The sequence below is a fragment of the Pseudomonas sp. TREG-RG-20F-10-E-6-01 genome, from assembly GCF_022662455.1.
GTDB lineage: Bacteria > Pseudomonadota > Gammaproteobacteria > Pseudomonadales > Pseudomonadaceae > Aquipseudomonas.
This window is the reverse complement of sequence record NZ_JAKNQP010000008.1, coordinates 1-23988: the sequence shown is the minus strand read 5'-3', so window position 1 is coordinate 23988 and position 23988 is coordinate 1. Positions and strand designations below refer to the sequence as shown.

The window sequence follows — 23988 nt, the reverse complement described above, 5'->3', positions numbered from 1 at the left end:
ACTCCAGAAACGGTAATTTACGAAAAATTAAACCCGCGAATTATACGCGGGTTATTGGGTATTGCCTAACTGCGTAATAAGGCGGCTCAGTCTGCTTCTTCGATCCACAGGCCTTGAATCGCCTCCAGAACCTTTTCGCCACCCCGGTCGGGGATGTCGTCAAAGTCCGGCAGCTCCATCACCAGATTGCGCAGCTTGACGAAGTTGACCGTCAGAGGATTGACCTCAGGGTGGGCTTCAGCAAGTTGTATAGCGATTTCTTGTACATCAACCCATTTCAGGCTCATGACATTTCCTTGAATCAATGCGGTGCTTCGGCCGCATGGTTGAGGGAATATTTCGGAATTTCGACGGTGATGTCTTCAGTCCCAACCTTTGCCTGACAGCTTAGGCGAGAAGTCGCTTCAAGGCCCCACGCGCGGTCCAGAAAGTCTTCTTCCAGCTCATCCGCTTCTTCAAGCGAGTTGAAACCCTCGCGAATCACGCAGTGGCAGGTGGTGCAGGCGCAAACACCGCCGCAGGCACTCTCGATCTCGATGTGGTTGTCATGGGCAACTTCGAGGATGGACTTGCCGGTCTCAGCCTCAACGACCATACCGTCCGGGCAATGCTCGGCGTGTGGCAGAAAAATGACCTGCGGCATTAATTATTCCTCGATTTCATTCAGGTTGCGCCCGGCCAGTGCGGCTTTCACCGTCTGATCCATGCGGCGGGCGGCAAAGGCATCAGTCACTTGCGACAGGCGCTTGGTCTGCTGCTCGATGGCGTAACCATCGTTGCCTTTCATCAGTTCGGCCAGCTCCTGCATCTGCAGGTCGATGACCATGCGCTCTTCGGCGTCCAACAGGCGCTCGCCATCGGTATCGAGAGCGCCTTGCACGGCCTCAAGCAGGCGCTGCGCATCGACTTGCTGCTCACGCAGTACACGGGCGACTTTGTCGTCACCGGCGTACTGGTACGAGTCCTTGAGCATTTTGGCGATTTCGCCGTCGGTCAGGCCGTAGGACGGCTTGACCTGGATGCTGGCTTCTACGCCTGAGCCCAGCTCACGCGCAGCCACGCTGAGCAGACCATCGGCGTCAACCTGGAAGGTCACGCGGATTTTCGCTGCACCGGCCACCATCGCCGGAATGCCGCGCAATTCAAAGCGCGCCAGGGAACGGCAGTCGCTGATCAGCTCACGCTCACCTTGCAGCACATGAATCATCATGGCCGTCTGGCCATCCTTATAGGTGGTGAAGTCTTGGGCGCGGGCAACGGGGATGGTGGTGTTGCGTGGAATCACCTTCTCCATCAGGCCGCCCATGGTTTCCAGCCCCAGGGATAACGGGATCACGTCGAGCAGCAGCAGTTCGCCACCGTCGCGCTTGTTGCCGGCCAGGGTATCAGCCTGGATTGCGGCACCGATGGCGACGACTTGATCCGGATCGATTTCAGTCAGCGGCTGGCGACCAAACGCTTCAGCAACGGCTTCGCGCACACGCGGCACACGGGTCGAACCGCCGACCATGACCACGGCAGCCACGTCTTCCAGCTCGACGCCGGAATCCCGCACAGCACGGCGACAGGCTTTAAGGCTGCGAGCGACCATTGGCTCGATCAGCGCGTCGAACGCTTCGCGCGTCAACTGAGCCGACCAGGAACCGTAGGAAACATCGACAGAGTTGGCGTCAGTCAGCGCTTCTTTGGCCGCACAAGCGGTTTGCAGCAAATGCCGCTGCTCGCCCGGGTCTAGGTCGGCGGACAAGCCGGCGCTGGTGATGATCCAGCCGGCAATGGCGTGATCGAAGTCATCGCCGCCCAAGGCGGTATCGCCACCGGTGGCCAGCACTTCGAACACACCGCCGGTCAGGCGCAGGATCGAAATATCAAAGGTGCCGCCGCCCAGGTCGTAAATCGCAACCAGGCCTTCGGCGTGCTGATCCAGACCATAGGCCACAGCGGCCGCCGTCGGCTCATTGAGCAGGCGAAGCACGTTCAGACCGGCGAGTTTCGCCGCGTCCTTGGTGGCTTGGCGCTGAGCATCGTCAAAATACGCAGGCACGGTAATCACCGCGCCGACCAGTTCGCCGCCCAAGGTGGTTTCCGCGCGCTGGCGCAGCACCTTGAGGATATCGGCCGACACTTCCACCGGGCTTTTGGGGCCCTGGACGGTATCGATGAATGGCATATGCGATTCGCCGCCGACAAAGCGATACGGCAGCTGGTCACCCAATTGCTTGACGTCGGACAGACCACGACCCATCAAGCGCTTGACCGACAGCACAGTGTTCAAAGGATCGGAGGACGCCGCCAGCTTGGCCGACTCACCAACTTCAATATGGTCAGCGTGATAGCGCACGGCCGACGGCAGGATAACCTGGCCATCGGCGTCGGGCAGCGGCTCGGACAGGCCGCTGCGCAAGGCGGCGACCAGGGAATTGGTGGTGCCCAGGTCAATCCCGACCGCCAGGCGACGCTGGTGCGGTTGAGGGCTTTGGCCGGGTTCGGCGATCTGCAGTAGGGCCATGGTAATCAGGTCTTATCTGTCTATCAGGCGTGCACGGGCAGCACTGGGTTAATCGTCGAGGCGCTCTTCTAGCTGGCGCACTTCGTAGGTGAGCTTGTCGAGGAACTGCATGCGCCGCATCAGGCGTTCGGCCTGTTCACGTTGCGCTGCATCATCCCAACAGGCTGCGAAGCTTTCGTTGAGCTCATCCTGGGCCATTTTCAGACGGCGCTTGAAGACTGCGACACCGGCCACATCGGCTTCGTCCTGCAAATCTTCGAGTTCTTCGCGCCACTGCATCTGCTGCATCAGGAAGTCCGGGTCGTGCACCGTGACTTCAATCGGCAACTCGCCACCGTTCATCGCGAGCAGGTAACGCGCGCGTTTCGGGGGGCTTTTAAGCGTCTGATAGGCTTCATTGAGGCTGGCCGACTTCTCCAGCGCCAGCCGCTGCTCACGCTCGGAAGCGTCAGCGAAGCGGTCCGGATGCACGCCACGCGCCAATTCTCGGTAGCGCGTGGCAAGCTGCTCGAGGTCCAGCCGAAAGCTCGGCTGCAGCTCGAATAAAGCGAAATGACAAGGAGTACCCACAGATAGCCTCAGATGTTGAAGCTTTCGCCGCAGCCACATTCACCGCGTACGTTTGGGTTGTTGAACTTGAAGCCTTCGTTCAACCCTTCCTTGACGAAATCGAGCTCGGTGCCGTCCAGGTAGGTAAGGCTTTTAGGGTCGATGATCACTTTCTCGCCGTGACTTTCGAACACCTGATCCTCTTCGACCACCTCGTCGACAAACTCCAGCACGTAGGCAAGGCCGGAACAGCCCGTGGTGCGAACACCCAGACGAATCCCCTCACCTTTACCGCGCCCATTCAGGGAGCGGCGAATGTGCTGCGCAGCCGCTTCTGTCATGCTGATAGCCATCGTTGACTCCTTACTCGTCGCCAAATGCTTAGATCAAGCCTTTCTTCTGCTTGTAGTCGCGAACGGCCGCCTTGATGGCGTCTTCTGCGAGTACGGAGCAGTGAATTTTCACTGGCGGCAGGGCCAGTTCTTCGGCCAGCTGGGTGTTGCTGATGGTGACAGCCTCATCCAGGGTCTTGCCTTTCATCCACTCGGTGGCGAGGGAGCTTGAGGCAATGGCGGAACCGCAGCCGTAGGTCTTGAACTTGGCGTCTTCGATAACGCCAGCGTCGTTGACCTTGATCTGCAGGCGCATAACGTCGCCGCACGCCGGAGCGCCGACCATGCCAGTGCCGACATCAGGGTCTTCCGCGTTCATCTTGCCGACGTTGCGCGGGTTTTCGTAGTGGTCGATGACCTTTTCGCTGTAAGCCATGGTACTGAATCCTCACTCATCAGGGCCGCTCTGGAACCCTGTAAAAACGCCTGCGTTTTCCGCCACGTTCCTACAGTGCTTGGGTGGCGGCTTCTATATTTAGTGTGCCGCCCACTCGATCTTGGAAATGTCGACACCGTCTTTGTACATGTCCCACAGCGGCGACAGAACGCGCAGCTTGTTGACGGCTTCGCAGACTTTCTGCGCGGCGTAGTCGACTTGCTCTTCGGTGGTGAAACGGCCGAACGTAAAGCGGATCGAGCTGTGTGCCAGTTCGTCGTTGCGGCCCAGGGCGCGCAGCACGTACGAAGGCTCAAGCGAGGCCGAGGTGCAGGCCGAACCGGACGAAACCGCCAGGTCCTTGAGCGCCATGATCAGCGACTCGCCTTCGACGTAGTTGAAGCTCAAATTCAGGTTGTGCGGTACACGGGCGGTCATGCTGCCGTTGATGTACAGCTCTTCAAGGTTCTCGACCTGCTTGTAGAAGCGATCGCTCAAAGCCTTGATGCGCACGTTTTCGGCAGCCATGTCTTCTTTGGCTACACGGAAGGCTTCACCCATGCCGACGATCTGATGGGTCGCCAGGGTGCCGGAACGCATGCCGCGCTCGTGACCGCCGCCGTGCATGGTGGCTTCGATACGCACGCGAGGCTTGCGGCTCACGTACAGCGCGCCGATACCTTTAGGACCGTAAGTCTTGTGGGCGGAGAACGACATCAGGTCGACTTTCAGTTTCGACAGGTCGATGTCGACCTTGCCGGTGGACTGAGCCGCGTCGACATGCAGCAGGATGCCCTTGGAACGGGTCAGCTCGCCGATGGCCGCGATGTCGTTGATGGTGCCGATTTCGTTGTTCACGTGGATCACGGAAACCAGGATGGTGTCTTCACGCAGCGCGGCTTCGATCATGGCCGGGGTGACGATGCCGTCGGTAGTTGGCTCGAGGTAGGTGACCTCGAAACCTTCACGCTCCAGTTGGCGCATGGTGTCGAGGACAGCCTTGTGCTCAATCTTGGTGGTGATCAGGTGTTTGCCTTTGGTCGCGTAGAAATGCGCCGCGCCCTTGATTGCCAGGTTGTCGGACTCGGTAGCACCAGAGGTCCAGACAATTTCGCGTGGGTCGGCGCCCACCAGGTCAGCCACCTGGCGACGAGCGTTCTCGACCGCTTCCTCGGCTTTCCAGCCGAACACGTGGGAACGGGAGGCCGGGTTGCCGAAGTTTCCGTCAACCAGCAGGCATTCGCTCATCTTTTGCGCGACACGCGGATCAACCGGGGTGGTCGCTGAGTAATCAAGGTAAATCGGCAATTTCATGGACTTTCTCCTAAATCAGGCTGGCTGGCGTGCCGTTAGCTCTGCGGCTGTCACTCGACGGCGGACGCTTCGATCTTGTCCAGACGCGGCGCCTTGGTGTTACAACGGCGCTGGTCCTGACGCTGGGCTACTTCTTGCACCTCACGGCGAGTCACAAGATCAGCCAAGCTGATACCACTCAAAAACTCATGGATCTGCAGGCTCAAGTCACACCACAGGTGGTGCGTCAGGCAGGTGTCGCCGGCGTGGCAATCACCCAAACCCTGGCATTTGGTGGCATCGACGGATTCGTTGACCGCGTCGATCACCTGGGCTACCTGAATGCCCTGCATGTCGCGGGACAGTTGGTAGCCGCCACCCGGCCCACGTACGCTGGAAACCAAGTTGCTACGGCGCAATTTGGCAAACAGCTGTTCGAGGTAGGACAGGGAAATGCCTTGGCGCTCGGAGATATCGGCCAGGGACACCGGCCCAGTTTGCGCGTGCAAGGCCAGGTCAAGCATGGCGGTTACCGCGTATCGGCCTTTTGTAGTCAGTCTCATGGACAAGTACCAAGGTGTTTCAGAATGGGAGCAAGTATGCGATTCCCGAGTATTTAAGTCAACTATAAGACCTAGTACTTTAGTCAGGATTACCCGTAAAAAGGGCGCGCGAATCATAGCAGGATGGGGCGGGATCGAACAGCGGGAACAGGGGCCAAGCCTTATCTCAAGACCAGTGGAGATCAAATGTGGGAGCTGGCTTGCCTGCGAAAGCGGTGGATCAGTACGAAAGGGTGGCTGGCAGACCGCTATCGCAGGCAAGCCAGCTCCCACAGGAGATTTTTACCGACCTTAAGACTCAGCCAGCCTTGGTGGCGGCCTCGCTCTTGATCTCGGCAAAGTCTTCTTCACGCAGCTCAGGCAGATCTTTCGCACAATAGTTGCTGCCCAACTCCTTCAACGCGCCGCACATGCCGTCCAGCTTGCCGTCGACTGCCTGCAAGTGGTCTAGCAACTGCCCAATGGCACGCGCCACGGGGTCAGGCATGTCTTCGCTGACGCCGTAGGCGTCGAAGCCGATCTTTTCAGCCATGGCCTTGCGCTTGGCTTCCTGCTCATCGCCGACTTCCGGTTTGACGATGATCCGCCCCGGAATGCCCACAACGGTGGCGCCAGGCGGTACGGCCTTGGTCACCACGGCGTTGGAGCCTACTTTGGCACCGGCACCCACCGTAAAGGGGCCGAGCACCTTGGCGCCCGCCCCTACCACCACGCCATCACCCAGCGTCGGGTGGCGCTTGCCTTTATTCCAGGTGGTGCCGCCCAGAGTCACGCCTTGGTACAAGGTCACGTCATCACCGATTTCGGCGGTCTCGCCAATCACAATGCCCATGCCATGGTCGATAAAGAAGCGACGCCCCACCTTGGCGCCCGGGTGAATCTCGATCCCGGTCAACCAGCGGCCGAAGTTCGACACCACGCGCGCCAGCCATTTCCAGCCCATGCCCCACAACGCGCCGGACAGGCGGTGAATCCAGATCGCGTGCATGCCCGGGTAGCAGGTCAGCACTTCAAAGGCGTTGCGCGCCGCCGGGTCACGGTGGAAAACACTCTGGATATCTTCTCGCAAACGCTCGAACATTTTTAATCCTTCCGCTTAAGCAGCTCGCCACGGGCCGCTTTCTGGGTTTCCGTGAGGATGCCACGCAATATATTCATTTCTGCTCGGCTGACCGAGCTGCGTCCGTACAAGCGACGCAGGCGTGCCATCAAGTGCCGTGGTTTTTCCGGATCAAGGAATTCGATGGCCACCAGGGTTTGCTCCAGGTGCTCATAGAATCGCTCCAGCTCGTCCATCGTGGCCAGTTCGCCACTCTTGGTCGATGCAACTTCATCCTTTTCTACCTTGCTCGGCTGACCTTCAGCGGCCAGCCAGGCCATGCGCACTTCATAACTCAAAACCTGCACCGCCGCCCCGAGGTTCAGCGAACTGAATTCAGGGTCTGATGGAATGTGCACGTGGTAATGACATCGCTGCAGCTCTTCATTGGTGAGGCCGGAGTCTTCACGACCAAACACCATGGCGATTTCTGCGCCGCCGGCAGCTTCTTCCACTACCTTGGTGCCGCACTCGCGCGGATCCAGCAGCGGCCAGGGGATGCGACGGTCGCGGGCGCTGGTGCCGAGCACCAGGTTGCAGCCGACCAAAGCGTCTTCCAAGGTAGCGACAACCTGGGCTTTTTCCAGGATGTCGTTGGCGCCGGAGGCACGGGCATCGGCCTCGTGGTGCGGGAACACGCGCGGCTCGACCAGCACCAGGCGCGTCAGCCCCATGTTTTTCATGGCTCGCGCCACCCCGCCAATGTTGCCGGGATGACTGGTATTGACCAAAACGACACGAATGTTTTGCAGCAAGGGAGGCGCTCTCGGACACGGGAAAGGGGAGCAAATCTTACAGAACAGCCTAAGGTTATGCCATGAAAGCTAACGTCGTCCTTCACCTGAAGAAAGTTTCTGCTAGAATGCCCGGCTTTCTTTAACAACCTTAGGTGACACATCCATGCAGCCCATGCTGAATATCGCGCTGCGCGCCGCCCGCAGCGCCAGTGAATTGATCTTCCGCTCCATCGAGCGCCTGGATACCATCAAGGTCGACGAAAAAGACGCCAAGGATTATGTGTCCGAGGTGGATCGCGCCGCCGAACAGAAAGTTATCGACGCGCTGCGCAAGGCCTACCCTACCCACGGCATCCTCGGCGAAGAAACCGGTTTGCACAAAGGCAGCGGCGAAGGCGAAGACTACCTGTGGATCATCGACCCACTGGATGGCACCACCAACTTCCTGCGCGGCATCCCACACTTTGCCGTGAGCATTGCCTGCAAATACCGTGGCCGCCTGGAACACGCAGTGGTTCTGGACCCGGTTCGCCAGGAAGAATTCACCGCCAGCCGTGGCCGTGGCGCCCAGTTGAATGGCCGTCGTCTGCGTGTCAGCGGTCGCACCAGCCTGGACGGCGCCCTGCTGGGCACGGGCTTCCCGTTCCGTGACGACCAGATGGACAACCTGGAAAACTACCTGGGCATGTTCCGCGCCCTGGTTGGCCAGACCGCCGGTATCCGTCGCGCTGGCGCAGCCAGCCTGGACCTGGCTTATGTGGCTGCCGGCCGTTTTGACGCGTTCTGGGAGTCGGGCCTGTCCGAGTGGGACATGGCCGCAGGCGCCCTGCTGATTCAAGAAGCTGGCGGTTTGGTGAGCGACTTCACTGGCGGCCACGACTTCCTTGAGAAAGGCCACGTCGTTGCCGGCAACACCAAATGCTTCAAGGCAGTACTGACGGCGATCCAGCCGCACCTGCCGGCTTCGCTGAAGCGCTAAGCGAGCGAGCACAAAAAAGCACCCCGAGGGGTGCTTTTTTTATGCCTGGCATTTGGGCGATACGGCAATTCCAGCGTCAACCCATACCCAATGTGGGAGCGGGCTTGCTCGCGAAAGCGGTAGCCAGTCAATAAATCTGTTGATTGACACTCCGCGTTCGCGAGCAAGCCCGCTCCCACATTTTGAACCGCGCCCGGCCTGGAATTACTGCTGGTTTTGACCCAGGACTAAACGACCTTCTTTATCCACTGGAATCTGGCCACCCGGGTCACGGTCCATCCGCACCGAACCTTCCTTGCCATCCAGGGTGTACCGCACGTCATAGCCGACAACCTTGTCGCTGATGTCGTTGACGGTGTTACACCGGGTTTGCGTGGTGGTGTAGGTATCGCGGTTCTGCATGCCTTCCTGAACCTTGTTACCGGCGTAACCGCCACCCACCGCACCGGCTACAGTCGCCAGCTTCTTGCCATTACCGCCACCGACCTGGTTGCCCAACAGGCCACCGGCCAGCGCACCCACCACAGTGCCGACGATTTGATGTTGATCCTGCACCGGCTTCTGCCGGGTTACGGCGACGTCCTTGCAGACCTCGCGCGGGGTTTTAATCTGGGTTTTCACCGGCTGCACCGCCAGCACTTGCGCATACTCAGGGCCGCTTTTTACCAGGCTGTAGGTGGCAACAGCACCCCCGGCAGTCACACCGACAGCACCCAATACCGCACCAACCAGCAACGACTTGTTCACGTGAACCTCCTGACCATCACAAGCGGACCGAAACGTCCGCGCTATACCCAGCCTTGGAGCGAAAAAAAAGGCGCGAGTTCAATACTCGCGCCTTCTTTGTAACAGCGTGTCAACAAGCGCCCATCAAGGGCGGTCGTCGACCTCCTTGCCGGTAGCGGCAGGAGGGATCAAGTCTTCGCTGTTGAGGTTCAGCCAGATCAGCACCACGTTGGCGATGTAGATCGACGAGTAGGTGCCCGCCAGAACGCCGATGAACAGCGCCAGGGAGAAGCCCCACAGGTTGTCGCCACCGAAGATCATCAGCGCAGCAATCGCCAGCAACGTGGAGATCGAGGTCGCCATGGTCCGCAGCAGGGTCTGGGTGGTCGAGACGTTGATGTTCTCGATCAGCGACGCCTTGCGCAGTACACGGAAGTTCTCACGCACCCGGTCGAATACCACGATGGTGTCGTTGAGCGAGTAACCAATGATCGCCAGCACTGCCGCCAACACCGTCAGGTCGAAGGTGATCTGGAAGTACGCGAGGATGCCCACGGTCACGATCACGTCGTGGATCAGCGACACAATCGCGCCGACGCCGAACTTCCACTGAAAGCGGAACGCCAGGTAGATCATGATGCCGACCAGCGCCATCAGCATGCCGAGGCCGCCCTGGTCGCGCAGCTCTTCACCCACCTGCGGGCCTACGAACTCAACGCGCTTGACCGACGCCGGGTTGTCGCCGCCGACCTTCTGCAAGGCTTCGGCTACCTGGTGACCCAGTTGCGGGTCTTCACCTGGCATACGCACCAGCAGATCGGTGGTTGCACCAAAGCTCTGCACGATGGCTTCGTGATAGCCGGCCTTGACCAGCTCGTTGCGCACCAGGGTAACGTCGGCCGGCTTCTCGTAGGTCAGCTCGATGAGCGTACCGCCGGTGAAGTCCAGACCGTAGTTCAGGCCCTTATGGAACCAGCTGAACAGCGCCAGAACGGTAAGGAGCACAGTGACGCCGAACGCAATGTTGCGAACGCCCATGAAGTTGATTGTACGTAACATGGCAGCCCCTTAAATCCACAACTTCTTGAAGTCACGCCCGCCAAAGATCAGGTTGACCATTGCGCGGGTCACCATGATGGCCGTGAACATCGAGGTAAAGATACCGAGGGACATGGTGACCGCAAAACCTTTGACCGGGCCGGTGCCCATGGCAAAGAGAATCCCGCCGACCAGCAAAGTGGTCAAGTTGGAGTCAAGAATCGCGGTAAATGCCCGGCCGAAGCCTTCATTGATTGCACGCTGTACGGTCATGCCCGCCGCGATCTCTTCACGAATCCGCGAGAAGATCAGTACGTTGGCGTCTACCGCCATACCCATGGTAAGCACGATACCGGCGATACCTGGCAGGGTCAGTGTAGCGCCCAGCAGCGACATCAGCGCCAGCAGCATGACCATGTTGCCCGCCAGGGCCACGGTGGCAATGATGCCGAAGAAGCGGTAGATGGCAATGATGAACAGCGACACGAACAGCATGCCCCACAAGGCCGCGTCGATACCCTTGGTGATGTTGTCGGCACCCAGGCTCGGGCCAATGGTGCGCTCTTCAGCGAAGTACATCGGCGCCGCCAGGCCACCGGCACGCAGCAGCAGTGCCAGCTCGGACGATTCGCCCTGGCCGTTCAGGCCCGTGATGCGGAATTGAGCACCCAGTGGCGACTGGATGGTCGCCAGGCTGATGATCTTCTTCTCTTCCTTGAAGGTCTGCACCGGCACGTCTTTCTCGACGCCGTTGACCACTTGCTTGGTGTAGGTGGTGATCGGGCGTTGCTCGATGAAGATCACCGCCATGCTGCGACCAACGTTGCTGCGCGTGGCGCGGCTCATCAGTTCGCCGCCGTGACCATCCAGACGAATGTTCACTTCAGGCGTGCCGTGCTCGCCAAAACCAGCCTTGGCGTCGGTGACCTGGTCGCCGGTGATGATCAAGCCACGCTCGATCAACGCTGGAGGACGATTACCTTCACGGAACTCGAATTCTTCGGCAGTCGCGCGAGAAGCACCCGGCTCAGCAGCCAGACGGAACTCCAGGTTGGCGGTCTTACCCAGGATACGCTTGGCTTCAGCAGTGTCCTGCACGCCCGGCAACTCAACCACGATGCGGTTGGCGCCTTGACGCTGAACAATCGGCTCAGCCACACCCAGCTCGTTGACGCGGTTACGTACCGTGGTCAAGTTCTGCTTGATGGAGTATTCGCGGATTTCCGCCAGCTTGGCTGGGGTCATCGCCAGACGCAGTACAGGTTGACCATTGAGGTCAGCCGGCACGATGTCGAAATCGTTGAAGTTCTTGCGGATCAGCGCACGGGCCTGTTCGCGGGACGCTTCGTCAGAGAAGCCCAGCTGGATGGCACCGTTGAGCTGCGGCAGGCTGCGATAACGCAACTTCTCTTTGCGCAGCAGACTCTTCACATCGCCTTCGTAGACTTTCAGGCGTGCGTCGAGGGCTTTGTCCATGTCGACTTCCAGCAGGAAGTGCACACCACCGGACAAGTCCAGACCCAGCTTCATCGGGTGCGCGCCAATGCTGCGCAGCCATTTTGGCGTGGTCTGTGCCAGGTTCAGCGCGACAACGTAGTCGTCACCCATGACCTTGCGCACAACGTCTTTGGCCGGTAATTGGTCTTCTGCCTTGGTCAGGCGCAACAAGCCGCCCTTCGCATCAGCCGCCAATGTTGCCGCTTTAACCTGAATGCCCGCGTCGGTGAGCGCTTTGCTCGCACGTTCCAGGTCAGCCTGATTGACTTGCAGCGAAGTGCTGGCGCCCGTGATCTGGATCGCAGGGTCATCAGGATAAAGATTGGGAGCGGAATAAATAAAACCGATCGCCAGCACCGCCAGGATCAGTACGTATTTCCACAGAGGGTATTTGTTCAGCATCACGCCGCCCGCTTATAACGCGGGGCGCCTTGCGCGCCCCGTCGATTGGTAAAGGTTGTTACTCAGATCGCTTTGAGCGTGCCTTTTGGCAACGTGGCGGCGATGGCGCCCTTCTGGAACTTCATTTCTACGGTGTCGGAGACTTCCAGAACCACGAAAGCATCGGAAACCTTGGTGATCTTGCCGGCGATGCCGCCAGTGGTCACAACTTCGTCGCCTTTTTGCAGGCTGCCCAGCAGGTTTTTCTGCTCTTTGGCGCGCTTGGCCTGTGGACGCCAGATCATCAGGTAGAAGATGACCAGGAAGCCGACCAGGAAAATCCACTCAAAACCACCGCCCATAGGGCCGGCAGCGGCAGGCGCAGCGGCGTCAGCCATGGCATTAGAGATAAAAAAGCTCATTTAGCACTCCAGTTGCAAATAGTGAATCTTAGGGTCGGAAAACTCAGTCCAAGGGCGGCACAGGGAGCCCGCGCTTGGCATAGAAGGCATCGACGAAGGCGGCCAATGTACCCTGTTGAATAGCCTCGCGCAAACCAGCCATCAGGACTTGGTAGTGACGCAAATTGTGGATGGTATTCAACATGCTACCCAGCATTTCCCCGCACTTGTCCAGATGGTGCAGATAAGCGCGCGAGAAGTTCTGGCAGGTGTAGCAGTCACAGGTGGGATCCAGCGGCGAATCATCATGGCGATGGAACGCGTTACGGATCTTCAGCACGCCTGTATCGATGAACAGATGCCCATTGCGGGCATTACGGGTTGGCATCACGCAATCGAACATGTCCACACCGCGGCGCACACCCTCTACGAGATCCTCCGGTTTGCCAACGCCCATAAGGTAACGAGGTTTGTCAGCCGGCATCAGGCCCGGCAGGTAATCCAGCACCTTGATCATCTCGTGCTTGGGCTCGCCCACCGACAAACCGCCGATGGCCAGGCCGTCAAAGCCGATCTTGTCCAGGCCTTCCAGCGAGCGCTTGCGCAGGCTTTCGTGCATGCCGCCCTGAACGATACCGAACAGCGCCGCGGTGTTGTCGCCGTGGGCATTCTTCGAACGTTGAGCCCAACGCAGCGACAGCTCCATAGAGATACGCGCCACGTCTTCGTCCGCCGGGTACGGCGTGCATTCGTCAAAGATCATCACGATGTCGGAGCCCAGGTCGCGCTGCACCTGCATCGACTCCTCCGGGCCCATGAACACCTTGGAACCGTCGACCGGCGAGGCGAAGGTCACGCCCTCCTCCTTGATCTTGCGCATGGCGCCCAGGCTGAACACCTGGAAACCACCGGAGTCGGTGAGGATCGGGCCCTGCCACTTCATGAAGTCATGCAGGTCGCCATGCTTCTTGATCACTTCCGTGCCCGGGCGCAGCCACAAGTGGAAGGTGTTGCCGAGGATGATTTCGGCGCCGGTGGCGACGATGTCACGCGGCAGCATGCCTTTGACGGTGCCGTAGGTGCCCACGGGCATGAAGGCCGGGGTTTCGACGGTGCCGCGCGGAAACGTGAGGCGACCACGACGAGCCTTGCCATCCGTGGCCAACAATTCAAACGACATACGACTCATAGTTGTTCCTCAGGGCCCGCTTCTTTAGGAGCAGTCGGCGCAGGGTTTCGGGTGATAAACATCGCATCACCGTAGCTGAAAAAACGGTACTCGTTGGCGATGGCCGCTTGATAAGCGGCCATGGTTTCCGGGTAACCGGCAAATGCCGACACCAGCATCAACAGCGTGGATTCCGGCAAATGGAAGTTGGTGACCAGGCAATCGACCACATGAAACGGCCGGCCCGGGAAAATAAAGATATCGGTGTCGCCGCTGAACGGCTTGAGCACGCCATCGCGCGCCGCACTCTCCAGCGACCGCACGCTGGTGGTGCCCACCGCCACAACACGACCGCCGCGCGCCTTGCACGCCGCCACCGCATCCACCACTTCCTGGCTGACTTCCAGCCATTCGCTGTGCATATGGTGGTCTTCGATGTTATCCACACGCACCGGCTGAAACGTACCGGCCCCCACGTGCAGGGTCACGTAGGCGCTCTCGACGCCCTTGGCAGCAATCGCATCCAGCAACGGCTGGTCGAAATGCAGCCCGGCCGTCGGCGCGGCAACCGCACCCAAGCGCTGCGAGTACACCGTCTGATAGCGCTCGCGGTCCGCATCTTCATCGGGGCGGTCTATATAAGGAGGCAACGGCATATGGCCGACGCGTTCCAGCAGCGGCAACACCTCTTCGGCAAACTTGAGCTCAAACAGCGCGTCATGGCGCGCGACCATCTCGGCCTCGCCACCGCCATCGATGAGGATGCTCGAACCCGGTTTCGGCGACTTGCTGGAGCGCACATGGGCCAGCACACGATGGCTGTCCAGCACCCGCTCGACCAGAATTTCCAGCTTGCCGCCGGACGCTTTCTGGCCAAACAGCCGTGCCGGAATCACCCGGGTATTGTTGAACACCATCAGATCGCCTGGGCGCAAATGCTCAAGCAAATCAGTGAATTGACGGTGTGCGAGGGCACCACTCACCCCGTCCAGGGTCAGCAGTCGACTGGCGCGACGCTCGGCCAAAGGGTGGCGAGCGATCAGCGAATCAGGGAGATCAAAAGTAAAGTCAGCAACGCGCATGATGGGGTTCGTCTAGCAGGGCCGGGAAGTCTAGCGGAAATAGTGAAAATAGACCATGAAACGTGATTGACCAACGGTAATCTCATCTCTATACTTCGCCGCCATTGAGCCCTGATGGCGGAATTGGTAGACGCGGCGGATTCAAAATCCGTTTTCGAAAGGAGTGGGAGTTCGAGTCTCCCTCGGGGCACCATCTTAAAGAAAGACCTTGAAATTCAAGGTCTTTTTTTTCGCCTGTAAAAAAGTAAGCAGGCATAGGCGAACGCAGACGTTAAGGAGCCGGGACCATGGAATTGACGCTGGAAGCTGTTGCCCTTTTTGCTCTCAAGCTGGTGCACGAGACCGAAGGCGCGAGCCCGATTCTGCGCGATGACCTGGTCATGGATGGGTATGAGCGCGAGGTGTTCGGGTTGTTGGTGCGTCAGGGGGATTTGGCCGCGATTCGGCTCAAGCTTGATGAATGCCTGACGTTAGCACTCGACTCCCTGGGCGGCCCAAACACGGTGATGGGGCGTGAGCTGCAACGGCTTGCGGTGGACGTGCGCCTAGCGCCGACACTCGAAGCACTCGACGCCCCGCTCAACGCACTCAAGGACTACCTGAAAGCCATCCTGTGACGCGACTTACCGCCGCCCTTCAACCGCCATTCGCACCGCCAACCCCATCAACACCGAGCCCATCACCCAGCGCTGCGCCACCTGCCAACCCGGGCGGGTGACGAAGAACACCGCGATGGAGCCTGCCATAACGGCAATCACCGAGTTGACGCTCACGCTGATGGCAATCTGCGTAAAGCCCAAAATCAGCGATTGCGTCAGCACACTGCCATGCCCGTTCGGGTCGATAAACTGCGGCAGCAACGACAAGTACATGACTGCCACTTTGGGGTTCAGCAGGTTGGTCACAAAGCCCATCATGAACAGCTTGCGCGGGCTGTCCTGGGGCAAATCCCGAACCTGAAACGGCGAACGGCCACCCGGCTTGACCGCCTGCCAGGCCAGGTACACCAGGTACAACGCCCCGCCGAGCCGCAGCGCGTCGTACGCAAACGGCACCGCCATCACCAACGCGGTAATCCCCAATGCCGCGCACAACATGTAAACCACAAACCCCAACGCAACACCGCCCAGCGAAATCAACCCGGCCGTACGGCCTTGGCAAATCGAGCGGGAAATGAGGTAAATCATGTTCGGCCCGGGCGTGAGTACCATGCCGAGTGAGATCAGGCCGTAGGCTAGCCAGCTGGACAGTTCGGGCATGGTGTCGCTCCTTCAGGTGTGTGATGGGCACCATGGTAGGGCGATGAAAAGCAGGCCGTTAGATACAGATCCGCGAGCAAAACGTCATACACATAAACAAAAAAAGAGACATTGGCGTCCCAAGGTCTCTTTACTGCCAACACTGATTCAACGGATGTACACGCTCCAATGTGGGAGCTGGCTTGCCTGCGAAGACGCCAGCCGCCATACCCTCAACTCACCCGCCTACACACCAACAGCGTCCCCCTCCTCCATCACCCCATTCGGCAACATCCCATTGGCCAAATCATCCACCACCGCCTTCGCCATCCCCCCCAAATAATGCGCCGCCCAGGCGTAGCGATCCGCGCTGTTGTCCATGGCGGCATCCAACGCGAGCATTTTGGAACAGTGCAGCAGCTCGGAGGCATGCTCCAGGGCAACGCGGATGGGTACGCCGGCGTTGACGCGAAATAGGCGGTGGAGGTCGGGCTGTTGGCCCCCTTTTTAATTATCGTCGCTAACAGAATGACTTTTCCCACGCACACCATCGAACAACACCGACATCAACCTCTGATCCCCCCTCGTACGCTCACTCCCTCGCACAAGGAAGTGAGCCCGTCATGTCAGAACGCGCGTACCCCATCACCGAAGAAGAACAACTCAAACGGCGCATCCTGATTCCGCAGCCGAAACGGGAGCCCTATTCGCCGCCGATAGACTTATTCAACTCGGCACCTGCCCCGGCGCCTACGCCCGTAAAGCTTCCGGGCTGCGTGTTCACCAAACCCTGCCAACTGCCCGACGGCATCATTCGCTACAACGACCCCACCGGTTACGTACCGCTGGAGCTGATCAAGGATTACGGCCACTTCAGCCTGTTGGGTGGGCGCGAGGTGGACAGCCGAGGCGCGGTTGCTTTGCGCAAGATCAGCGGCAGCGCCCTGCCCGTTGGTTTAGGGCAGTTGGCGTTGCGTTCGGCGGTGGTGGAATCCGCAGCCACCGCAGCTGGCACTGTCGCCGGTGGATTATTGGCCGGTTTGGTGGCGCTGGCTTGGCCGTCGGAGCTGGGTGATAGCGCGCTCTACAGCGAGGAGCAATTGCGTTCGCTGCCACAGGCGCGGTCGCAGATGCGTTTGCATGTGGAGCAGCATGAGGACGGCACGCTCAAGGGGTATGGGTTTTACACGGGCAACCATGCCGATTGGCAGATGATTGATGTGGTGCAATTCCAAAGCCGTGGCGACCAGTTTGTGGCGGATTTGGGTGAGGGCGTGGAGCTGATCTGGACGCCTGCGGTTGATCCGAGGGATACGCTGGGTATTCCGGCATTGGAGGCTGCGCCGCAAGCGCCGGTGATTTGGATTTACCCCCCGACGGAGAAGGCCGCGCAGATTCTGGTGAACCCGATTTATCCGCCGCAGTATCGGGATTTTATTCTGGTGTTCCCGGTGGAGTCGGGGGTTCGGCCGCTGTATGTGGTGGTTAATGAGCCGCGGAAAGGCTTGAGAAACCCGGACCATGATTACTTTCCAGCGCCAAAAACCGAAGACATAACGGGCTTCCCAGGCTTGATACCCCAAAGGCCGGTAACACCAAGACAAGGCGGGGGTGGTTTACGTGAGCGTTGGATAGATGCAAAAGGAGAAAGCTATTTGAATGGGATTCCAAGAAAGGCGAGCTGGAAGTCTATCGAAACAGTGATTTGGAACATCTCGGCGCATTTGATCCTTATACCGCCGAACGTCGCGGGCCGGCGAACCCAAAACGTCGAATTTACAGATAAAGAGGAGTGCGAAAAATGGTTATGAAAATCAGATTACGGTGGTACGAAAAACTCAGTAATGACTTGAAAGCAGATGAGTACTCGGCAGATATCGATGACGCTGAAAGTTTCTTTGAAGCATTAGGTTTGAGCGAAGAAACCGCGATATATGCCGACGTTTTCAACGTTCTCCCCAATTGGATATCAATTCTCCAGCCACACTTCCAGCATGAAATACAGCCCAGCATTTTCGACTACCAAATTTCCTTCCGCTACCAAGGTGCTTGGCCGCCACCTCCAAAGCAGCCTAGGAAGGAATACTGATGCAATGAAAAAAAAACTCCTCTACCGCTCAGTCAACACGCGCACCCACGGCGTGCGCCACGGTAGCTGTTTCGCTTATCGCTATGAACGGCATACCAAAAAAGCAAAGCGCTCCCTGTCCACCCGCGGTTCAATGCACAGCTATCAACGACATGGTTTTGACTACACACCGCTATTCCGATTTCTCCTGTCCAAAGTTGGTCAGCCATGGGACAAGGTATTCAGCGAAGCCAACGCTCGACTGGATCGCTCGGAGCCCGTGTTCTGGATAGTTGCGCTGCATGAAAGCGACAAAGACGAGTATGTGCTGTTAGGCGACTCCAGCTATTACAGCGGTTTGTGGGTCGACGAGTCGGGCTTACTGCAAAAGGTTAACCCCCAATTGACGCCCGAACAGATGAAGCCAAGTTGTGACTGCTGCACCCACACGTTCAACGGTGTGGTATTCCCGCAGGCACTTGCGCGCAAGCCATGAAGCTCAATCGCGCGCGCAGGCCGCCCTGCTCTAGATTGTGCAGCGTAAGCTTGCATCCGATCTTCCCCACAATCATCTCCACAATTGCCAACCCCAGCCCAGCGCCATTGGCGTTATCCCGACTGTAAAACCGCTCAAACAAGCGCTCCATTTCCGCTTCATCAATCCCCGGACCTTGGTCTTCCACGCTCAAGCAGTCAGCGCCGATCACCACTTTCACTTCGCTGCCCGCGGGGGAAAAGTTAAGCGCGTTAGTCACCAGGTTCTGCAGCGCAATCGCCAACGCCACCGGCTCGGTTTGCACCCAGCATTCGTCTTCCCCTTCCAACACCAACTCCACACCCTTTTCTATCGCCAGCGGCGTCAGCTCAGCCAGTTCTTCGCGCACCAGTTCCGTCAGTTGCACAGGCTTGCACACGGGGTTGTTCAGTTGCGGCTCGATGCGCGCCATGGTCAGCAACTGGCTGCCAATCCGCGTGGCGCGGTCCACGCCATTCACCAGAAAATCCAATGCTTCGCGCCGCTGTTCTTCGGTCGCAGCGCTTTGAGCGTTCTGCGCGTGGATGCGCAAAATCGCCAGCGGCGTGCGCAGTTCATGCGCTGCATCCGCGATAAACCGTCGTTCGCGCTCGAGCAGGTCATCCATCTGCACCAACAACCGATTAAGCGCCGTTTGCATCGGCTCCAGATCAGTCGGCAGCGGCTTGAGGTGCAGCGGCTGCAAGGTGTCGGTACTGCGCCCGCGAATTGACATCACCATGGCGCGCAACGGTTTCAGGCCCCAGCCGATGGTCAGCCAGATCAACACGGTCAGCAGCGGCACGCCGATCAGGGTGGGCCAGAGGGTGTGGCGCACGATGCGTTCGATCAGGTCCTGACGAATGTCGTCGCGCTCGCCCACCCAAATCAGCAAGCCCTGCTGCGGGTCGGCGAGGAGGAAGGCGCACCAGTCGTTGCCGTTATCCATGATGTCGTGGGCGCCGAGGGTAGTCGGCGGCGCAGCCAGCACGGGCGCCTCGGCGGAGCGCACGAGGAGTTGACCGTCGGTGCGCCATACCTGGAAGGTCAGGCGGGTTTCATACGGGTGGGCGACGCCGTCTTCGCCGACGCGGCTCATGGCGTGGTCGAAGGCTTGATACAAGCGGTCCCAATCCGCTTCGCCTGGGTCGCGCTGGCGCAGTACGCCTTGCAGCAGGCGCGCGCTTTGGGCGAGTTGGGCGTCATAGACTTCTTCGATTTCATGGTGGCTGTCGCGCAGCACCAGCCAGCTGATCAGCGCGTCGCCGAGCAAAATAAACACCAGCACCGGAATGAGGATGCGCGCGCGAACAGAGGTCATGGCTCGAGCGCCAGCACATAGCCGACGCCGCGCACGGTGCGGATCAGCTCGGTGGATAACTTTTTGCGCAGGTTATGGATCAGCACTTCCAGGGTGTTGCTCTCCACCCGGTCCTGCCAACCGTACAGCGCGCGGGACAGGCGCTCGCGGGTCACGACTTTGCCGGGGCGCACCATCAATTGGTGCAGCAGCTGGTATTCCATCGGGGTGACGATGATGTCTTGATCCTGATAACGCACTTGCTGGGTAGCCGGGTCGAGGCTGACGCCGGCGTGTTCCAGCATCGGTTGCGCGCGGCCCTGGCTGCGGCGCAGCAAGGCGCGCACGCGGGCTTTGAGTTCTTCGACGTCGAAGGGTTTGATCAGGTAGTCGTCGGCGCCAGCATCCAGGCCGGCGATGCGCTCGGCGGTGCCATCGCGGGCAGTGAGGATCAGCACCGGCAGGTCGTGCTGCCCGGCGCGCAGTTGCTGCAGCAGGTCGAGGCCGTCGAGGCGTGGCAGACCGAGGTCGAGCAGGAGCAAATCGAAGCTTTCGGTGCGCAGTGCGTGCAAGGCGCTGAGGCCATCCTGCAGCCAATCCAGGGTGTAGCCTTCTGCGCCCAATGCCACGCGAATGCCCTGGCCGAGGGCACGATCATCTTCGACTAGGAGTAGGCGCATTGCGGAATCTCTGTAGGAAACGGCGGAATGATGCCGGTTCTGCAGCGGCCCCTTCGGGGAAAGATGTTACGGCGCGTTGCCAACTAAGGTTGCGCTAAGGTTGGTTTTGCACTGTGAAATCTCCCACATCTGCTGAGAGCTTTTCCATGCGCAAAATTCTCCTGCTGTCCCTGATTATCGCCAGCCCCATGGCCCTCGCCGGCCCGCAGTGCACCACCGCCGAACGCTCGCAGTGGCAAGACGAAAAAGCCTTCCAGGACACGCTCAAGGCGCAAGGGTACGAGATCAGCAAGTTCAAGGTCACCGACGGCAACTGCTACGAGATCTACGGCTTCGACAAAGACAAACGCAAGGTCGAGATCTACCACGACCCGGTCACCGGCAAAGCCGTGAAGACTGAGATCAAGGGCTGATGCCAAGCGAATCCCTGCGCCTGTGGGACCCTCTGGTAAGGCTGTTTCATCTATCTATCGCCGGGGTCTTCGTCGCCAACTACTTCTTTAACGAAGCGGGCGACGACTGGCATGTGTGGCTGGGCTACTACGCCATGGCCTGGTTGCTGGTGCGACTGGTGTGGGGGTTCGTAGGACCGCGCAGTGCACGTTGGTCAGATTTCTGGCCATCGCCTGCGCGACTCAGTGCCCATGTGCGTCGGGTGTTGGACGGGCGAGGGCTGCACCGCCTCGGTCATTCGCCCATCGGCGCGCTGGTGATGCTGTTGATGTTGTCGGCGCTGCTGACCCTCGGTATCAGCGGTTTCCTGATGCAGGAAGTCGACGCGTTATGGGGTGCCGACTGGCCGCTGCAAGTCCACGAAACCGCCGCCAATGTGCTGCTGGGTCTGGTCTGCGTGCATGTGCTGGCCGCCGTGTATGAAAGTCTCCAGGTGAAGGACAACCTGCCGTTATCCATGCTCACCGGTCGCAGGAAGCGCCTGCCGGATGAGCGTGCGCAGTAATCCTTTTCCCAACAGGTTCTCTATGCGCTCCGCCTTACTGATCTGCAGCCTGCTCGCGGTGTTTTTCGCCGCCTGGCAAAGCCATCCGCCGCACGTGCTGGCGCCGTTTGCCCAGGCGAGCCCGAATACCTCCAAGGTCGCGACGGCGCCGCAATACACCAGCCGCTTTGTGTCCTCGCAACTCACCGACTTTGTGCACGCCTCCTCCGTCACCGCCCTGCCCGGCGGCGACTTGATGGCCGTGTGGTTTGCCGGCAGCCGCGAAGGCGCCGCCGATGTGCAGGTGCGCACCGCAAGGTTTGATGCGCGCAGCGGCGAATGGGGCGCCGAGCAGGTGCTGGCCACGCGCGAAAGTACCCGCGACGGCACGCAGCGCTACATTCGCAAACTGGGCAACCCGGTGATTGCGCTGGGGCCGGATAAACGCCTGTGGATGTTTTATGTGTCGGTGTCGGTCGGCGGCTGGGCCACCAGCGCGATCAACGTGATGGTCTCCACTGACCTGGGCGCAAACTGGTCGGCGCCGCGGCAATTGGTGACCTCACCGTTCTTTAATATCAGCACGCTGGTGCGCGCCGCGCCGGTGTTTCACGCCGACGGTTCGATTGGCTTGCCGGTGTATCACGAGTTCATGGGCAAGTTTGCCGAGTACCTGTACTTGAGCCCCGACGGCGCGGTGATCGACAAATTCCGCATCAGCCGTGGCAAGCACTCCCTGCAACCGACCATCGTGGCGCAGGACGGCCAGCGCGCCGTGGCGATGTTGCGCTACGCCGGCGAAACCCATCACCGCGTGCTCGCCAGCCGCACCATCGATGCCGGGCAAACCTGGAGTGAGCCGTACCCGCTGGAGCCGGCCAACCCCAATTCATCCCTGGCGGCAGTGGCTACTGAGGATGACGGTTTGCTGGTGGCCCTCAACGACCTGCAAGACGGTCGCTTCAAGCTCAGCCTCTACGGCACCAACGCCCAGTTCAGCCAATGGCGTACGGTGGTGGAACTGGACCAGTCGCCCGACCCGCTCGGCCAGCCGTTCTCCCACGAGGCTTACAAAGAAATCATCGGCGAGGGCTTTCGCGCCTCCAGCGGCGCCAAGCGTCTGCCACTGGAACAACGCTTTCTGAGCAACCTGGATTACCGCGTGTGCAAACCGCGCGGCTGCGATTTCGAGTACGAGTACCCGTATTTCAGCCGCAGCCCGGACGGCATGTACCACGTGGTGTACTCGTGGAATAACACCTTTATCAAACATGTCAGCTTCAACGAAGCCTGGCTGGCGGAGCATTTGTGATGGTTTCTGTGTGGCAGGCCCATTTGAGTTTTGTGCTGCTGGGGTTTGTGCTCTTAAGCCTGTTTCGCTTTACCGCGCCGTGGCGGCCGTGGTTGCTGCCGATGCTGGTGGTGTTGAGTTTTATCCCGGTGAATGAACTGCCGTTGGCGGCGTACGTGCGCGGCTTTACCGATGACCTGGCGATCAGCACCTTGGTGTTGCTGGCGGGGGTGACGCTGTGCCGATTGGGCGTGGTGCAGCCGGTTAATCGCCCACATCAAGTGCAACTGCTGGTGCTGTTTGGCACGCTGAGCCTGCTGCTGTATCCGGCCACGATGGGCCTGACGTATTACGACCCTTACCGCTGGGGCTTCAACCCACGGCCGATGATTGTGCTGGTGGGCGCGGCGGCCTTACTGCTGCTCTGGCTACGCAACACGTTGGTGGTGTGGATGCTGGCAGCGGGCACCCTGGCCTTCGCGCTGCGGCTCAAGGCGTCGGAGAACTATTGGGATTACCTGATCGATCCGCTCCTGGCGAGCTACTGCGTAGTCGCCGGGTTAATGCAACTCAACCTGTGGGAGCGGGCTTGCTCGCGAAAGCGGCGTGTCAGGTAACAACGCTGGCACTGATAAACCGCTTTCGCGGGCAAGCCCGCTCCCACATTGGATCAGCGTCGTTTTGGAGGTTGGAAAGGGATACTGATGGCGATCCGCTCCCGGCGGGCTACTGCGTAGTCACTGGTTAACGCAATCCAAACTGTGGGAGCTGGCTTGCCTGCGAAAGCGGCGTGTCAGGTAACAACGCTGGCACTGATAAACCGCTTTCGCGGGCAAGCCCGCTCCCACATTGGAGTGGCGTCGTTTTGGAAATTGGGAAGGGTAAGTGACGGCGATCCGGTCCCGACGGGCTACTGCATAGTCACTGGTTAACGCAATCCAAACTGTGGGAGCTGGCTTGCCTGCGAAAGCGGCTTATCAGGCGACAACGCTGGCACTGATAGACCGCTTTCGCGAGCAAGCCCGCTCCCACATTGGATTGGCGTCGTTTTGGAGGTTGGGCAGGAGGATCAAATGGGGTCGATCCGCTCCCGACGGGCTACTGCGTATTCACTGGTTAACGCAATCCAAACTATGGGAGCTGGCTTGCTCGCGAAGGCGGCGTGTCAGG

At 59.5% G+C, this 23988-nt stretch carries 27 protein-coding genes, 1 tRNA gene and 2 pseudogenes; 10 read left to right on the top strand and 20 right to left on the bottom strand.

What is annotated here, in order from left to right; all coding sequences use genetic code 11:
- Positions 1–86: 86 nt before the first annotated feature.
- From iscX to trmJ, 10 genes are all read right to left on the bottom strand, one after another.
- On the bottom strand, positions 87–287 hold the full coding sequence (gene iscX, locus L8K08_RS21765) for a Fe-S cluster assembly protein IscX (RefSeq protein ID WP_003238461.1): 201 nt from the start codon (positions 285–287) through the stop codon (positions 87–89).
- Positions 288–301: 14 nt separating this feature from the next.
- Positions 302–643, bottom strand: a complete 342-nt coding sequence (gene fdx, locus L8K08_RS21760; RefSeq protein WP_015885743.1) for an ISC system 2Fe-2S type ferredoxin — start codon at positions 641–643, stop codon at positions 302–304.
- 3 nt (positions 644–646) lie between these two features.
- Positions 647–2509: a Fe-S protein assembly chaperone HscA gene (gene hscA, locus L8K08_RS21755; protein WP_242199882.1), complete on the bottom strand. Its 1863-nt coding sequence runs from the start codon at positions 2507–2509 to the stop codon at positions 647–649.
- A gap of 48 nt (positions 2510–2557) precedes the next feature.
- On the bottom strand, positions 2558–3079 hold the full coding sequence (gene hscB, locus L8K08_RS21750; protein WP_242199880.1) for a co-chaperone HscB: 522 nt from the start codon (positions 3077–3079) through the stop codon (positions 2558–2560).
- Positions 3080–3087: 8 nt separating this feature from the next.
- Positions 3088–3411, bottom strand: a complete 324-nt coding sequence (iscA, locus tag L8K08_RS21745) for an iron-sulfur cluster assembly protein IscA (protein ID WP_003209680.1) — start codon at positions 3409–3411, stop codon at positions 3088–3090.
- Positions 3412–3439: 28 nt separating this feature from the next.
- On the bottom strand, positions 3440–3826 hold the full coding sequence (iscU, locus tag L8K08_RS21740; RefSeq protein ID WP_003175965.1) for a Fe-S cluster assembly scaffold IscU: 387 nt from the start codon (positions 3824–3826) through the stop codon (positions 3440–3442).
- Positions 3827–3925: 99 nt separating this feature from the next.
- Positions 3926–5140 carry an IscS subfamily cysteine desulfurase gene (locus L8K08_RS21735; protein ID WP_017530022.1) on the bottom strand — a complete coding sequence of 405 codons (1215 nt, stop codon included), beginning with the start codon at positions 5138–5140 and terminating at the stop codon, positions 3926–3928.
- A gap of 50 nt (positions 5141–5190) precedes the next feature.
- Positions 5191–5682 carry a Fe-S cluster assembly transcriptional regulator IscR gene (gene iscR, locus L8K08_RS21730; RefSeq protein WP_003194020.1) on the bottom strand — a complete coding sequence of 164 codons (492 nt, stop codon included), beginning with the start codon at positions 5680–5682 and terminating at the stop codon, positions 5191–5193.
- Positions 5683–5980: 298 nt separating this feature from the next.
- A complete protein-coding gene (gene cysE / locus L8K08_RS21725) occupies positions 5981–6763 on the bottom strand; it encodes a serine O-acetyltransferase (protein WP_242199879.1) in 783 nt (260 codons plus the stop codon).
- Positions 6764–6765: 2 nt separating this feature from the next.
- Positions 6766–7536 (bottom strand): tRNA (cytosine(32)/uridine(32)-2'-O)-methyltransferase TrmJ, encoded by a 771-nt coding sequence (gene trmJ / locus L8K08_RS21720; protein WP_242199878.1) that lies wholly within the window; start codon positions 7534–7536, stop codon positions 6766–6768.
- 145 nt (positions 7537–7681) lie between these two features.
- On the opposite strand from trmJ, the gene suhB reads away from it, so the two are divergent.
- Positions 7682–8497, top strand: a complete 816-nt coding sequence (gene suhB / locus L8K08_RS21715; protein WP_242199877.1) for an inositol monophosphatase family protein — start codon at positions 7682–7684, stop codon at positions 8495–8497.
- Between the two features lie 204 nt (positions 8498–8701).
- On the opposite strand, the gene L8K08_RS21710 is transcribed toward suhB, so the two are convergent.
- The 6 genes from L8K08_RS21710 to queA form a co-directional block, all read right to left on the bottom strand.
- Positions 8702–9244: a glycine zipper 2TM domain-containing protein gene (locus tag L8K08_RS21710; RefSeq protein WP_015885750.1), complete on the bottom strand. Its 543-nt coding sequence runs from the start codon at positions 9242–9244 to the stop codon at positions 8702–8704.
- Between the two features lie 123 nt (positions 9245–9367).
- Positions 9368–10282 carry a protein translocase subunit SecF gene (secF, locus tag L8K08_RS21705; protein ID WP_106578267.1) on the bottom strand — a complete coding sequence of 305 codons (915 nt, stop codon included), beginning with the start codon at positions 10280–10282 and terminating at the stop codon, positions 9368–9370.
- Positions 10283–10291: 9 nt separating this feature from the next.
- Complete coding sequence (gene secD, locus L8K08_RS21700; RefSeq protein ID WP_106578266.1) at positions 10292–12160, bottom strand: protein translocase subunit SecD; 1869 nt, start codon at positions 12158–12160, stop codon at positions 10292–10294.
- Positions 12161–12222: 62 nt separating this feature from the next.
- Complete coding sequence (yajC, locus tag L8K08_RS21695; protein WP_003175975.1) at positions 12223–12561, bottom strand: preprotein translocase subunit YajC; 339 nt, start codon at positions 12559–12561, stop codon at positions 12223–12225.
- 43 nt (positions 12562–12604) lie between these two features.
- Positions 12605–13720 carry a tRNA guanosine(34) transglycosylase Tgt gene (tgt, locus tag L8K08_RS21690; RefSeq protein WP_003175976.1) on the bottom strand — a complete coding sequence of 372 codons (1116 nt, stop codon included), beginning with the start codon at positions 13718–13720 and terminating at the stop codon, positions 12605–12607.
- Between the two features lie 5 nt (positions 13721–13725).
- On the bottom strand, positions 13726–14790 hold the full coding sequence (gene queA / locus L8K08_RS21685) for a tRNA preQ1(34) S-adenosylmethionine ribosyltransferase-isomerase QueA (protein ID WP_242199876.1): 1065 nt from the start codon (positions 14788–14790) through the stop codon (positions 13726–13728).
- Between the two features lie 108 nt (positions 14791–14898).
- Here queA and L8K08_RS21680 point away from each other — a divergent pair.
- Together L8K08_RS21680 and L8K08_RS21675 are read left to right on the top strand one after the other, a co-directional pair.
- Positions 14899–14983 (top strand) — tRNA-Leu (locus tag L8K08_RS21680).
- A gap of 94 nt (positions 14984–15077) precedes the next feature.
- Positions 15078–15407 carry a hypothetical protein gene (locus L8K08_RS21675; RefSeq protein ID WP_242199875.1) on the top strand — a complete coding sequence of 110 codons (330 nt, stop codon included), beginning with the start codon at positions 15078–15080 and terminating at the stop codon, positions 15405–15407.
- A gap of 6 nt (positions 15408–15413) precedes the next feature.
- Here L8K08_RS21675 and L8K08_RS21670 read toward each other — a convergent pair whose 3' ends face one another.
- Complete coding sequence (locus L8K08_RS21670) at positions 15414–16049, bottom strand: LysE family translocator (protein ID WP_145164208.1); 636 nt, start codon at positions 16047–16049, stop codon at positions 15414–15416.
- A 225-nt stretch (positions 16050–16274) separates the two neighbouring features.
- Positions 16275–16523, bottom strand: a pseudogene (locus L8K08_RS21665) (DUF3077 domain-containing protein); the annotation flags it as partial.
- Positions 16524–16651: 128 nt separating this feature from the next.
- Between L8K08_RS21665 and L8K08_RS21660 the strand changes: the two are divergent.
- From L8K08_RS21660 to L8K08_RS21650, 3 genes and pseudogenes are all read left to right on the top strand, one after another.
- Positions 16652–17814: pseudogene (locus L8K08_RS21660) on the top strand (S-type pyocin domain-containing protein).
- Between the two features lie 15 nt (positions 17815–17829).
- Positions 17830–18117, top strand: a complete 288-nt coding sequence (locus L8K08_RS21655; RefSeq protein ID WP_242199873.1) for a colicin E3-like toxin immunity protein — start codon at positions 17830–17832, stop codon at positions 18115–18117.
- A gap of 4 nt (positions 18118–18121) precedes the next feature.
- Entirely contained in the window at positions 18122–18592 is a 471-nt protein-coding gene (locus L8K08_RS21650) for a hypothetical protein (protein WP_242199872.1), read from the top strand.
- Here the strand turns inward: L8K08_RS21650 and L8K08_RS21645 are convergent.
- Positions 18549–19931 carry an ATP-binding protein gene (locus tag L8K08_RS21645; protein ID WP_242199871.1) on the bottom strand — a complete coding sequence of 461 codons (1383 nt, stop codon included), beginning with the start codon at positions 19929–19931 and terminating at the stop codon, positions 18549–18551. The two genes, L8K08_RS21650 and L8K08_RS21645, sit on opposite strands and share 44 nt — an antisense overlap.
- Positions 19928–20590 (bottom strand): response regulator, encoded by a 663-nt coding sequence (locus L8K08_RS21640; RefSeq protein ID WP_242199870.1) that lies wholly within the window; start codon positions 20588–20590, stop codon positions 19928–19930. The genes L8K08_RS21645 and L8K08_RS21640 overlap by 4 nt, the downstream gene beginning before the upstream one ends.
- A 146-nt stretch (positions 20591–20736) precedes the next feature.
- Here L8K08_RS21640 and L8K08_RS21635 point away from each other — a divergent pair, with 146 nt between their 5' ends.
- The 4 genes from L8K08_RS21635 to L8K08_RS21620 are packed head-to-tail and all read left to right on the top strand — an operon-like array spanning position 20737 to position 23435.
- The gene (locus L8K08_RS21635; protein ID WP_119736807.1) at positions 20737–21003 is read left to right on the top strand and encodes a PepSY domain-containing protein; all 267 of its coding nucleotides are present in this window, start codon (positions 20737–20739) and stop codon (positions 21001–21003) included.
- Positions 21003–21548: a cytochrome b/b6 domain-containing protein gene (locus tag L8K08_RS21630; protein WP_242199869.1), complete on the top strand. Its 546-nt coding sequence runs from the start codon at positions 21003–21005 to the stop codon at positions 21546–21548. The genes L8K08_RS21635 and L8K08_RS21630 overlap by 1 nt, the downstream gene beginning before the upstream one ends.
- A 22-nt stretch (positions 21549–21570) precedes the next feature.
- Positions 21571–22839 (top strand): sialidase family protein, encoded by a 1269-nt coding sequence (locus tag L8K08_RS21625; RefSeq protein WP_242199868.1) that lies wholly within the window; start codon positions 21571–21573, stop codon positions 22837–22839.
- Positions 22839–23435, top strand: a complete 597-nt coding sequence (locus tag L8K08_RS21620) for a hypothetical protein (RefSeq protein ID WP_242199867.1) — start codon at positions 22839–22841, stop codon at positions 23433–23435. The genes L8K08_RS21625 and L8K08_RS21620 overlap by 1 nt, the downstream gene beginning before the upstream one ends.
- The last annotated feature ends 553 nt before the right edge of the window (positions 23436–23988 follow it).